Below are 12,609 nucleotides of genomic sequence, written 5' to 3' on the forward strand. Positions count from 1 at the left end.
AGATATAACTCATTGAGATGTGTCATAGTATTCGTCGTTAGAAAACAATTATTGTGACATTATTTCAATGAGTTATCTATTTTTGTCGTGTACAGAGCTAAAATTTCACTGAGAACATCCATATATAGCTCCTACGTAAACTGTCCAATAGGTCATGTTATACGAACTATTGAACATATTATATCTATTTTACATGCTGTAAAGTCAGTCTAATCAGTAAGTGGATGAAAACTAAGGAGGCTTTATGAAACTAGATTATGTGATCGTTGCCGGAGGGTGTTTTTGGGGTCTCGAAGACCTCCTTAGGAGTCTGGACGGTGTGACGTCAACGAAGGTGGGCTACTCTGGCGGAGATTTTGATGATCCTACCTACGCCGATATTATAACAGGGAAAACGGGGCACGCCGAAGCGGTTCGCGTGGAATACGACCAAGACGAAATATCTCTCGAAGAGATTCTACATTACTTTTTCAAAATCCATGATCCGACTACGAAGAATCGCCAAGGAAATGATGTTGGCACTTCGTATCGCTCGGCAGCGTTCTATCGTGACGATGCACAGAAAGCGATTATCGAAAACGTGATTGATGAGGTCAATGAGATCGGTCGCTTCGAGAATCCCGTGGTCACGACGGTAGCCTTGGAAAAAGAGTTTTATGACGCTGAGGAGTATCACCAAAACTATTTGAAGAAGAATCCCCACGGGTACACGTGCCATTTTGAGAGAGATTAAACCATGAATCAAACGAAAGAGGAAAAAATGAAAGAACTTAAGAACGTTGTCATCTACACAAAAGACCATTGTCCGTTTAGTAAACGCGTGAAGGAGTACTTAACTTCTGAAAAAGTTGATTTTAAACAAATTCGCGTGGATGACGATCCCAAGACTTATGATGAGTTGAAGAAAAAAACCAACCTTCAAACTGTTCCGCAAGTTTTTGTGGATGGAAAATTCATTGGTAGCGCGACTGACTTCTTCGCGTGGATTGATAGCTAAAGAACAAACCCAAAAATAAAGGAGCAAATTTATGTTCAACTGGGAAAGCATTAACAACTATCTCGATAACGGCACTCCCGCTCCTCCTAGAAAAGTAGAAAAGAGCGAGGAAGAGTGGAAAAAAATTCTGACGCCCGCTCAATTTAATGTCATGCGGAAGAAAGGCACCGAGCGCCCTCACACTGGGGAACTCTGTTCATTTTATGAGGCAGGACGGTATGCCTGCGCGGGCTGCGACACTGAACTGTTTGATTCGAACGTTAAGTTTGATTCGGGAACAGGTTGGCCGAGTTTTTCTGAGCCCGTCGCCGACAACGTAATTCAATATGAACTGGACACGACTTACGGACGAAGAATCGAAGTGCTATGCAATGTGTGCGAAGCCCACTTAGGGCACGTTTTTCCAGATGGTCCTGAGCCCTCTGGGGCTCGATTCTGCATCAACTCGGAGTCATTGAAGTTTGTAGAATAATTTTTAAATCGAGGGGGTTTATGAAAGTGAACCTTTTGAAAAAAGGAGCCGTTCGTGTTGATTAAGCTGTTCGGTCATAAAGACTGCCATAAAACCAAGATTTACCAGTCGTACTTGAAAGAAAAAGGAATCGAGTTTGATTTTTTAGATGTTCACGAAGACGACGCGGCAGCTGATGAACTGCGATCCCTTTATACTACTGGAAAGTTAAATTTCCCGACAATACTGGTTGGGACAAAGAAGCTGAGAAACCCCAAGTTCAAGGATCTCGACAAGTGGTTGGAAGCTTCGATGAAATAACGAGATCTTTTTTTTGAGGATTGTAATTAGCTTAGTAAGGAGTCAGATCAATGATTATAGCAGTTGTCCGCAGTCGTGTTGCCAAGGAGCACGGTGGGGAGTTTGAAAGAAGATACGCCGAGATGTCCGCGCTTGTCGAAGCCATTCCTGGTTACGGAAGCCATGAGCGGTTTTCTTCTCCTAACGGTGAAGATGTTCTAATTGTCGAGTTCCTTACCAGAGAAGCTTTCGATGCTTGGGATAAGCATCCCGAACACAAAAAAGCCAAGATGCTTGGCAAAGACTACATTTTTGAATCGTACGACGTGAAGGTCGGAGAAGTTTTTGAACGGCACACAAAGCCGGAGGTGAAATTATGAAAACGAGAAACGTTTATATCGTAGGTGGAGCTCGGATTCCATTTATGAAATCTATGACCGCATATCGAGACGTCTCAAGTGAAGAACTAATGACGGCGAGCCTAAAGAGTTTAGTTGATAGATATAACTTGGAAGGAAAAACTGTGGGCGATGTAGCCTTAGGAGCTGTCATGCACAGCTCGGCTAACTGGAATTTGGCTCGTGAAGTCGTTCAATCCTCCGGTTTGCATCCAAACACTCCGGCATATAACGTGCAACGTGCTTGCGGAACGAGCTTGGAAAATACGATTCAGATTGCTCACAAAATTTCTAGCCACCAAATTGAAAGTGGCATTGCGGGCGGTGTTGATAGCAACAGCGATTTGCCCATTATGGTTAGTCGAACTTTCGCAAGAAAATTGATTGCGTTGAATTCTGCCAGAACGCTTGGTGAGAAAGTAAAAATCATTTTAGGAATTAAACCTAGCGATCTAAAGCCAGTGTTGCCCGCAGTGGTTGAGCCACGCACCGGAAAATCAATGGGTGAGCATTGCGAACTCATGGTTAAAGAGTGGAATATTTCTCGCCAAGAGCAAGATGAGTTAGCGCTGGCAAGTCACAGAAATGCAGCTCAAGCATATAAAGATGGGTTTTATGATGATCTCGTCTTTCCATTCCAAGGAAATAAGACCGATGGAATTTTGCGTGCTGATACAACTTTGGAAAAATTGTCGAAGTTAAAACCTGTTTTTGATAAATCAGAAAAAGGGACTTTGACGGCGGGAAATTCAAGCTCGCTCACAGATGGCTCGTCCACCGTTCTTTTGGCTTCCGAAGAAGAGGCTAAAAAGAATAATTGGCCGCTGTTGGCCAAGATTGTGGATTCTCATACTTCTGCCGTGGATTACGTCGCTGGCGAAGGTTTGCTCATGGCTCCAACTGTGGCGGTCAGTGAATTATTGAAGCGAAACGGCTTAAAGCTTCAGGATTTTGATTTTTACGAAATTCACGAGGCGTTCGCTGGACAAGTGCTCTGCACGATGAAGGCGTGGGAGTCTGCTGAATACTGCAAAACACGTTTGGGACGATCAGAGCCTCTCGGAAAAATTGACCGCTCGAAGCTAAATGTCCGTGGAAGTAGCATTGCCCTTGGGCATCCGTTTGCGGCTACTGGCGCTAAGATCGTCGGAGTTTTAGCAAAGATACTGCACTCAGCTGGTCCTGGAAAACGTGGCCTTATCGTCGTTTGCACGGCGGGAGGAATGGGAGTGGCTACAATTCTTGAAAGTTAGGAGAAAAATATGTCGGATCTAAAAATGAATAAAGAAGACGGTGTTGAAAGCTATGAATTTGCAACCCCTGAAGCAATCGAAGAAGCATTGAAAATCGGGAAGCTTAGTCAAACGGTTTTCGGCATGGGTTGCTTTTGGGGACCGGATTCTAATTTTGGAGGGACGCAGGGAGTAGTGCAAACACGTGTTGGCTACGCTGGAGCATCAACTCTGGATCCGAGTTACCGCAACATCAACGGACACGCCGAAGTCGTCAGAGTGATCTACGATAAAGACCAAATCAGCTACAGGGAACTTCTTGGAAGTTTTGAATCATGGTCTGTTCATGGTAGAAAGCAGGGCCAGTATCGCCAGATACTTTTTGTTTTTGATCTGGAGCAAAAACAAGTAGCTGAAGAACTGATTCAAGCGATTGGAAAGGAGAAATCTCCCGAGGTGATTGAGGCCGGAGAACAAAATGGTTATTTTTGGCCCGCCGAAGATTACCATCAAAAGCATCGTCTTCGCAGAAACAAACAGCTTGTAAGTCTTGCAGAAGTAGATTTCGGTCCTCGCTGGGATGAACATCTGTATTTTACTAAATTAAATAGTACCGATAGAAAAGGCTTCAGTCTCTCAAGCTGGCTAAAAAAGTTGTCTCCGGAAATGCAGAAAGCTTACCGAATCGGTTAATCTGAAATTGCAGCTGGCTAAAGAACTCTATTTTCTATATGTAAAGAATGTGACGATCTCCTTCACATGGAGTCCAAGAGAGCATAAAAAATCTGTGTAAGTCGCATTACCCATGTATTTGAAAGGAATAAATAATGCCAATATCAGACCAGCTTATCGACCGAAGCAAGACCTCAGTTTTTATGAGGTCTTGAGATCAGCGCAGCATGAACAGATCTCTTACAGTGTGGCGAACACACTGGTTTGATTGCGGCCTTGGGTTTTAGCTTTGTATAACATCTGATCGGCGACTTCGAGCAACTGCTTTTTGTCGTCAAATAAATCAGCGCTGGCCAAACCTATGCTGACCGTTAATTGTCGTAATAACCACTCATGGTTAGCCACTACCAGCCTTAACTTTTCCAGTGTTTTATTTGCGGACGCTGTGTCTGTGCCTGGCAGGATCAGCACAAACTCTTCACCACCATAACGGGCGAAAAAGTCATAGTTCCTGCTATGGCGCTGAAACAGAGCCGCGACTTGACTCAGTGCCTCATCTCCTGCGGCATGACCATAGCTGTCGTTAAAACTCTTAAAGTGATCAATATCAATCAATGCCAGTACAAAAGATTGTCCTGTTCTTTGCCAGCGAGCAAATTCAGCTTCAAACTTGAGGTCAAAAGCTCTTCTGTTGTTCACCCCTGTCAGCGCATCCGTCATGCTGGTATTATGTAATTGTTCGCCGACTTTTTTCAGCTCCAGTATGGCGATCACTTGTCTGGACAGAGCCTGCAAAGAGCTTATCTGCCGCTGGTTCAGCTGCTTAGGAACATGATCATAGACACAAATAGTACCAATCACTGCACCTTCGGGATCAATCAGCGGCGAGCCAGCATAAAATCGGTAGCCAGGTCCTGAAATCACCATAGCATTGGTACTGAATCTGTGATCTAAAGTAGCGTCAGGGACCACCATTACCGCATCAGGTGTTTCCATTGCATACACGCAAAAGGACTCTTTAATTAATACAGAGGTACGCGAAATACCAACTTTTGCAATTAGATTCAGCTTTGTGTCATCGGTTCGCGTCACCATAGCCACTGGTGCATCACAGATATAACACGCCAGTTCAGTGATATCCCGCAGGTTCTGATCTGCTTCAGCAGGTGCTTTTAGTGTGGTTTCTGCACTAGCTGTTTGAGCTAAACTAAAGGTCATGTACTTCTCCGTTTTTCTACTGCATTTTTCAAAGATCCTGCATAGAAAAATGAATTAAATCGTTGATTTAACTCTAGCATAGATCTGTCAGACTTGAAGTTATCTCTGTAGCAATGGTATTGTTTTGTACAATATTCGCCTGCTTGATTTGAGTTTTAGCTGTATTTATAAACTTTTGGCTTTTCCGGTCGCAGGCTCTATAATTTGCTCGTTTAAATCCAACTCTTCGTCTAACGTCATCTATTTAGTGTGCATGCGGCCTCCGGAGCATTTTCCGTGGCTTATTTTACCGAAGCATCGGGATTGCTAAATAGAGCTGAACGCTGTAATGCGCTTTCGAACTGAGCTTTCCGTAACTTCGGCATTAGTTCATGTACCTTGCTTACTGGATGTTGGTTGACGCGCAGCAGCACGTCCGTCAGATAATCGTAAACGTTAATAGCAGTGTTGACCTTGCTTTGAATGACGCCAACATGCTTAGCACCAAGCTCCGTTCAGCAGAATCACAGCCAGTTTTTCAGTTATCCCAAGTGTCACTCTCAGATTAAAGGCCGCCATACCGGATGTAGTGCCAACAAGAAAACTAAAACACAACTTCGCTGATCATCGCTGAGTGTTTATAAATCGTCTCCCATCACCGGTATCGATAAGCAGATAAGCCTGGTTATGCCATTAGCAGTTCTTGAAGCATTCCTGCTTTCAATGTCGTCAACGTGATCACGATTTGAGTTGAGATAACGACTCTGTTGCTGAAGACTCTCAGTTAATTGCCACTCACCAGATTCAAGAACAGCACCCGCTAACTCGGCACATACTGTTGCAAAACCATAAAGCGCTTGATTATCGCGGGTAAAACGCAGCGGCATCGTCTGGCCTTTTACAAGAAGGGACCATTCCAAAACTCTGTACTTACCTTTTAATCGGTTACTGACAAAAATAGTTATACTTGTACCGCTGGCGCCAACAACTAAAAAGCTCGTGATAGCTAGTCCTATCAGAGACCATAACTCTGGTTTCCCACTTAGTAACAGTGGATTAGGCAAATGACTCCTCAAAACGAGATCAGCACCAAGGGTCAGCGCTGTTTTATACACTGCTTGTTCTAATAATGGAGTTGCATTGACCAGTGACGCAACAGCATCACAACTATAAGGTTCTAGAACTGCCGTAGCTCTCAACCATTCTGTTTCATGGGCAATCGCCAACAAATTTGACCAAATTCGAACCAGTGCCGCTATATGAATGGAGTTTTCATCAGTCAGGACGGTTTGATTAAGCTGCTTATCCAGTTCCTGATGCCAGTATTGGTATTGGCTTGTCAAAAGTACAAACAACTCAGATTGAAGCAACTTATTATTAGTTACCGGTCTTATCCTATTTGACATCTCATTGAATAGTTGTATAAATTTTTTGTCTGCTTGTTGCTCACGCTTTAGCAGATCTTGCTGTTGTTGAAGCATCTGTAAATCGTATTCAATGGCCTGCTTAAAAAGTGTGAGTAAGGAACAGTGTTGTGATGCCCGATCTGGGCTTGAAAAGTCCAACATACACAAAGTACCGAAAGTTTTTCCGCTAGGCCAAAGCAATGGCAGGCCATAGTAATAACTAAAGCCTGCTGCAAATGTTGGGTTATTGTTTTCATATCGGGTACCGATTGCATTTTCAACTAGTAATGGCTGGTTACTGGAAATGACTTGGGAACAATAAGTGTTAAGTGCCAATGGAACAGGTTCACCGCAATAAAAAGTTGGTACTGACACACTGCCAACAGCCTGACAAATTTCGTTTTTATCTAATCGATTAATCAGCACACAAGGCACTTCCGCGACTTGAGCCATCGAGTTTACAATGCCTTGCCAGCGCTCTAGGAGCAGAGCGGTTTCTATGCTCAAATCTACTGCCATTTGTTCCCTCAGTATTTAAATAGTCCCCTTTTGCATCATTCGATCTTGTTTATCTCAGAGTATCAAACAGGAAACAAAGTGATTGATGTCAATCAGGGAATTAGCAGCATTGATGCATTAAGCGGCGCACATACACTCTAAGTAAAGTGCTTAAGTCTGATTATGGCAAGAAATTGTTACTTTGTCAGGGATAGTCAACACTTTATTAGCGAGAGACTTGCTTGGCTGACATTTAAGACAAATCGCGAGATTCCAAATCTGCCACCAACAGTCGGAACTGAGTAACTCACTTGAGCTTTAAAAAGTAAAGCATTGAAATATTTATGGTATTTATACATCCTACCTAGCTCACAGCAGAGTTTAGCATCGTGCATTAATATGACCTTACACTAAAAATACGTACTAGTTGACGTCTATCAAACTCGTTTACGAGATAGTGTAGTGGTCGACAAATTTTGGCCACATCGTTATTGCCTAATAACCGATGCTCTCTTTAAATGCGAAATGAGTAGTGCACGCATTTTTAGCCTTTTGGCAAAACGTTGATGTCTCGAAATTTTCAAGCGCTGTGCCTTGTTTATTTTCAGAAACGTCTGCTTTCAGTGAGTTCCTGATGCTCGGGCGCTCTAAATTATGGGTATAGACAATCTGATTTGCCCTATATTTGCAGTTTTTCGTGAACCCTTAATTTCACAACTCTTTTAATCTGATATCCAAAGTCTGCATCCATACATAGCCCCTACGTAAACTGTCTAATAAGTCACATTATACGAACTATTGTGTTCGGCGACAATTAGGATGACCGGTTGACGACAATTATCTTGGCCGGTTGGGTGTCACAATAGGTACCTTGTTTTCTGTTCGGAGTTCAAGGTGCCTGGACAACATATCACCCACCGACAAGAGGAGCTGTATATGCAGCATCGCCAACAAGGCATGACTCAAGAAATCGCTGCTGCGAAGTCTGCCATTTCCCCCCGCACTGCCCGACGTATTGAGCAGTCCAACACCTTACCCCGCGCTAAAGCTGATAGAGATTGGCGCACCCGCTAAGATCCACTGGAAGCCGTATGGGAAACCGATCTAGTTGTTCTTTTAAACGCTAAACCAGAGCTTACGCCTATTACTTTGCTGGAGCATTTGCAGGCGCTCTATCCAAACCAATATGACCAGCGAATTCTGAGAACATTGCAGCGTCGGGTTAAGAAATGGAAAGCACTACATGGCCCGGAGAAAGATGTCATCTTCCGCCAGCAAGCTCAACCCGGTTTACAGGGCTTCTCTGATTTTACTCATCCTGATAGCCCGATCACCATTAAGCAGCAACCCTTTGCTCATTTGCTGTATCAGTTCCGCCTCGCTTATAGCGGCTGGCGTTCCATCACTGTGGTTCAGGGTGGTGAGAGCTATTCTGCCTTATCTACCGGTTTACAGCGTGCGCTGACGCAGGCTGGTGGCTGTCCGGTGGAGCATCGCACCGATAGCCTCAGTGCCGCCAGGAACAATACGCAAAATGTCTGGACAGATGCCTATCAGGACTTGTGCGAGCATTACAACATGACGCCAACGCGCAATAACCTGGGGCAATCGCATGAGAACGGCGTAGTGGAGTGCGCTAATGGCTCATTTAAACGCCGTCTGGCGCAGCACCTGCTACTTCGCGGCCACAGTGACTTTGACAGTATCGAAGCCTACCAGGCCTTTATTGATCAAATCGTCGGCAAGCTAAACCAGCGCTCACGCAGCCGCTTTTTAGAAGAACAGCAAACCCTGCAAGCCTTACCGGAATATGATGCTGTTGATTACACCTTGCTGAGCATTAAAGTCACCCGTAGTGCCACCATTGAAGTGCGCCGGGTGGTGTACAGCGTGCCATCACGACTGATTGGCGAACGCCTGCAAGTACGGCTGTATCATAACAAACTGGTGCTCTATGTGGGCCAGCAAGTGGCGCTGACCTTGCCACGAATTTACCCGGCCCTCGGCCAAAGCCGTGCACGTTGTATCAACTACCGGCATATTATCCGCTCACTGGCCGCTAAACCGCAGGCGTTTCGTTACTCGCAACTGCGGGATGATATCTTACCTGACGACAATTACCGGCAGTTGTGGCAGTTAGTGGATGATGCGTTACCAGCACAGGATGCCTGTAAATGGATAGTCACGGTGTTATGGCTGGCGAGCGAATACGATAGCGAACAAGAGCTGGGAGAGACCTTGTTGCAAGAGGCCAGAGCCGGTCTGTTTGAAAGTGCCAAAACCATTCAGGAGCGCTTTTACACCCCGCAAAGCGCACCAGACATTAAGACAAAGCAACATAACCTGCAAAGTTATGATGCACTGCTAACGTCATTAAAGGCACAGGCGAAACACGATGTGGAGGTGCCATTTTGACTTCCTCCGTTGCATTACTGCTCAAAGAATTAAGGCTGCCGGCGTTCGTCAGGCACTATGAAAAACTCTGGCAAACCGCGGTAGAAAAAGGCTGGTCGCACAGTGACTACCTTGCGGCATTATGCGAATACGAGCTCGCAGAGCGCTTTACACGGCGCACACAAAGCTGGGTACGCGAAGGGAGGCTGGCACCGGGAAAAACCTTAAGCACTCTGGATAACAGCGTGCTCAGCCGGACAAATCAAGCGCTCATCGCCAAGTTGCACCAAGACCTGTCCTGGGCACATCACGCCGATAATATCCTGCTGATTGGCCCCAGTGGCACCGGCAAAACACACATAGCCAATGCATTGGGTTACCGGCTGATTGAGCAAGGCATACGCTGCAAACTGTTTCCAGCCATTGGCTTGGTACAACAGTTACAACAAGCCAAGCGCGAACTGGATCTGATGAGCGAGATGAGCAAGCTGGATAAGTATCAGGTGATCATCATTGATGACATTGGTTATGTGAAAAAAACCGATGCAGAAACCCAGGTACTGTTTGAATTTATCGCGCATCGATATGAAAGCGGTAGCCTGATCATCACAGCCAATCACCCGTTTAGTGCATGGGATCAGATCTTCCCAGACAGCATGATGACGGTAGCGGCCATAGATCGGCTGATCCACCACGCGACAATTATAGAATTAGAAGGAGAAAGCTATCGAAAACAACATCAGTTAAAACAAGCTGGAAGTAGGAAAAATGAGAAAACCTAACCGGCCATCATAATTGACGCGAACCGGCCAAGATAGTTGACGCCGAACAATGATTGACGATCTAACGCTCCAGAACCAAATCAGGGATCTGGCTTTAGCGAGTCGGAGCGAACCGACCGATGGTTGGCGTACCGAAGAGCTTGACCCTAAGTTGTGGAACGGTTGGCGTAAAATGATTCAGGGGGACCGGCTAGAAATCGCTGAATACGATCTGACGGCTAAGGTTAGCCAAGGGGACTCTCCTAGTGACAAGCCCGGAGTGGTTGAAGGTCTAAAACAAAGAATAAGGGCTTACAACTTTAGTAAACAAAGGACGTCATCAATAGCAGTGATATAAAAAGTTATCTTTGCCGCCCCGATAAGGCTTTACGGGGCGACTAAGTCTCACCCAACCGACAATTCCGATAGTTTCAGAATAAGCTTTGAGTTTTCTAAGATTGGAATTACTACACCACAGCACGTACTCGAGATACTACAAATAGCTTTTTGGTAGGACCGATACCGAATAAATATCCATAATACATCAGGAGAAACTTTTTTTAATTTTCTGTAACCGGTCATAAATCAGTGGCGGATAATTTGCATGATATTCACCACACTCTGGGCAATGCTCTTGTTTTAGGTACGCTTGATTGTCGAGATCTTGATAAGGAAAAACGCTGAAGAGAAGTTCGTGCTGCATAAGCGTTTTATAAAAACTCTTATGATAAGGTGCAATCTCGCTGTCTTTGATTTTGTCGAAATATAGGTCAACGCTGTTCAAAATGCTCATAATTTCTTTAACCCCGTCGAACCTTAAAATGTCGTCATCTTTGTGAATATCAACATCTAAGCTCTCTAGATCCTCAATGAAACATTTAATCGCTCGCCGGGAATGCAAAAGGATCATTTGCGACTTGCCATCAATCATCTTTTCCTGATCGTAGCTAAAATTTTTAATGTTTCTTTCGACGAACATATAAAGTTCGTGAAGTTGATCTAACTCGTGCCTTAGTTGCTCCTTCGTGTTTTCTTTTTCGATTTGCTGATGAAGGATTCTATTCGCATCAATCTGGGCTTTCAGCGCTAAAAACAGAACTACTGAACCTAGTATCTGTACGAATGGGTTCGAAATACCTCCAAAAGCATCTCCTATTTCGCCATAATCCTTCAAGTAGTGAAGAGGAAGAAGAGGTAAGAATAAAGGGAGAAGAAGACAGAATACACTGCCGACGACGATGACCCAGAAAGCTATTTTGGTAACAGGAGAGTTATAGATATTCATTTTTACACCTTTTCAGAATTTTCTTTTCTGTACGCGCTAGGAGTTTTGCCAATTTTTTTCTTAAACAACTTTTGAAAGTGTTCATGTGCCGGATACCCAATGGCTTCACTCACTTCGGGAACAGACTTACCGGATTCTTTAAGCAGCTGCTTTGCTTTTTCAAGCCGACAATAGGTTAAATAATCAAGAGGTGTCATGCCTGACAGCTCCTTAAATTTGACGCTGTAGTTCGTACGCGACATCCCCGCAATCCCGGCGAGATCGTCAAGACCCCATTTTTTATCGAGACTATGATGAATAGCTTCCAAGGTTTTGCTGAGTTGCGGATTTTCGATCAGTTTGAAGAATCCAGCATTTTTATTGGATTTGTACATGTGGATTCTTAACGCTTGCACGAAGATAATTTCGGTCAGCTTTCTGACTAACGTGTTGCTTCCAGGAAGCCCTGATTTTGCTTCCTGCTCTATAATACTTAAAAGCATGGCAAGCCAAGGCGAGTGGGAGTTATCAGCACTCTTGATATGCACGACATTTGGCAGCGAATTTAAGAATGGATGATCGGGTCCGCCATTAAAACAAAAATGTCCGCAAACGACGTTGGCTTTGAGCTTGCTCTGATCACCGTATTCCAAAACTTGAGCTTCGGTGAGGTTGGCTTTAGCTCTAAATTCGACCGCAGGCTCGGCCTTGATTTTTGGTGCACTGGCCATGGTGTGCTCCATCCCTTTGAAAAAGATCAAAATATCGCCCTGCTCCGCCAATGCTTTAAGTTTAAGTTTTGGCACCTCATACCAAAACTCGCCATGAGTCACGATGTGAAATCTCGCTAGATTCTCTTCCTGCGGGAGGCTGATGCCCCAGTCTCCCGCAAATGAGGTTCTATACCAGTAGCTGCTAGTAAGCTCTACCTTATCTAAAATTTCTCTGTACACGACAAATTTCACAGAACCCTTATCCTATCAGGATTCTGCCTTCTTAAAATTGCCAAAATTTCCTTAAACTCTTCTTTTTTCCCAAA

At 44.5% G+C, this 12,609-nt stretch carries 12 protein-coding genes and 1 pseudogene; 9 read left to right on the forward strand and 4 right to left on the reverse strand.

Going from position 1 to position 12,609, the window contains the following annotated elements; translation table 11 throughout:
• Positions 1 to 244: 244 nt before the first annotated feature.
• From msrA to ACG9ZB_RS15675, 7 genes are read left to right on the forward strand one after another with little or no spacing between them, the layout of a single operon-like run.
• Positions 245 to 733: a peptide-methionine (S)-S-oxide reductase MsrA gene (msrA, locus tag ACG9ZB_RS15645; protein ID WP_000762837.1), complete on the forward strand. Its 489-nt coding sequence runs from the start codon at positions 245 to 247 to the stop codon at positions 731 to 733.
• A 3-nt stretch (positions 734 to 736) separates the two neighbouring features.
• Positions 737 to 997 (forward strand): glutaredoxin, encoded by a 261-nt coding sequence (locus tag ACG9ZB_RS15650; protein ID WP_001076938.1) that lies wholly within the window; start codon positions 737 to 739, stop codon positions 995 to 997.
• A 31-nt stretch (positions 998 to 1,028) separates the two neighbouring features.
• Entirely contained in the window at positions 1,029 to 1,469 is a 441-nt protein-coding gene (msrB, locus tag ACG9ZB_RS15655) for a peptide-methionine (R)-S-oxide reductase MsrB (RefSeq protein ID WP_000483554.1), read from the forward strand.
• A gap of 54 nt (positions 1,470 to 1,523) precedes the next feature.
• Positions 1,524 to 1,769: a glutaredoxin family protein gene (locus ACG9ZB_RS15660; RefSeq protein ID WP_000905740.1), complete on the forward strand. Its 246-nt coding sequence runs from the start codon at positions 1,524 to 1,526 to the stop codon at positions 1,767 to 1,769.
• Positions 1,770 to 1,819: 50 nt separating this feature from the next.
• Positions 1,820 to 2,128 carry an antibiotic biosynthesis monooxygenase family protein gene (locus ACG9ZB_RS15665; protein ID WP_000582514.1) on the forward strand — a complete coding sequence of 103 codons (309 nt, stop codon included), beginning with the start codon at positions 1,820 to 1,822 and terminating at the stop codon, positions 2,126 to 2,128.
• Positions 2,125 to 3,399, forward strand: coding sequence for an acetyl-CoA C-acetyltransferase (locus ACG9ZB_RS15670; protein ID WP_000857678.1), 1,275 nt, complete (start codon positions 2,125 to 2,127; stop codon positions 3,397 to 3,399). The genes ACG9ZB_RS15665 and ACG9ZB_RS15670 overlap by 4 nt, the downstream gene beginning before the upstream one ends.
• Positions 3,400 to 3,408: 9 nt before the next feature.
• Positions 3,409 to 4,071: a peptide-methionine (S)-S-oxide reductase MsrA gene (locus ACG9ZB_RS15675; protein ID WP_001281573.1), complete on the forward strand. Its 663-nt coding sequence runs from the start codon at positions 3,409 to 3,411 to the stop codon at positions 4,069 to 4,071.
• A 219-nt stretch (positions 4,072 to 4,290) separates the two neighbouring features.
• On the opposite strand, the gene ACG9ZB_RS15680 is transcribed toward ACG9ZB_RS15675, so the two are convergent.
• Together ACG9ZB_RS15680 and ACG9ZB_RS15685 are read right to left on the reverse strand one after the other, a co-directional pair.
• Entirely contained in the window at positions 4,291 to 5,268 is a 978-nt protein-coding gene (locus tag ACG9ZB_RS15680; protein ID WP_002119794.1) for a sensor domain-containing diguanylate cyclase, read from the reverse strand.
• A 617-nt stretch (positions 5,269 to 5,885) separates the two neighbouring features.
• The gene (locus ACG9ZB_RS15685; RefSeq protein ID WP_000257537.1) at positions 5,886 to 7,172 is read right to left on the reverse strand and encodes a GAF domain-containing protein; all 1,287 of its coding nucleotides are present in this window, start codon (positions 7,170 to 7,172) and stop codon (positions 5,886 to 5,888) included.
• Positions 7,173 to 8,045: 873 nt separating this feature from the next.
• Here ACG9ZB_RS15685 and istA point away from each other — a divergent pair.
• Both istA and istB read left to right on the forward strand, forming a co-directional pair.
• Positions 8,046 to 9,566: pseudogene (gene istA, locus ACG9ZB_RS15690) on the forward strand (IS21 family transposase).
• Positions 9,563 to 10,327, forward strand: a complete 765-nt coding sequence (gene istB, locus ACG9ZB_RS15695; RefSeq protein WP_016167552.1) for an IS21-like element helper ATPase IstB — start codon at positions 9,563 to 9,565, stop codon at positions 10,325 to 10,327. Before istA ends, istB begins: the two are co-directional and overlap by 4 nt.
• Before the next feature lie 523 nt (positions 10,328 to 10,850).
• On the opposite strand, the gene ACG9ZB_RS15700 is transcribed toward istB, so the two are convergent.
• On the reverse strand, positions 10,851 to 11,591 hold the full coding sequence (locus ACG9ZB_RS15700) for a hypothetical protein (protein WP_419326693.1): 741 nt from the start codon (positions 11,589 to 11,591) through the stop codon (positions 10,851 to 10,853).
• Positions 11,592 to 11,593: 2 nt separating this feature from the next.
• The gene (locus ACG9ZB_RS15705) at positions 11,594 to 12,535 is read right to left on the reverse strand and encodes an AraC family transcriptional regulator (RefSeq protein WP_419326695.1); all 942 of its coding nucleotides are present in this window, start codon (positions 12,533 to 12,535) and stop codon (positions 11,594 to 11,596) included.
• Between the last annotated feature and the right edge of the window lie 74 nt (positions 12,536 to 12,609).

Origin of the sequence: Acinetobacter johnsonii, assembly GCF_048551975.1 — a bacterium.
Classification (GTDB): Bacteria; Pseudomonadota; Gammaproteobacteria; order Pseudomonadales; family Moraxellaceae; genus Acinetobacter; species Acinetobacter johnsonii_A.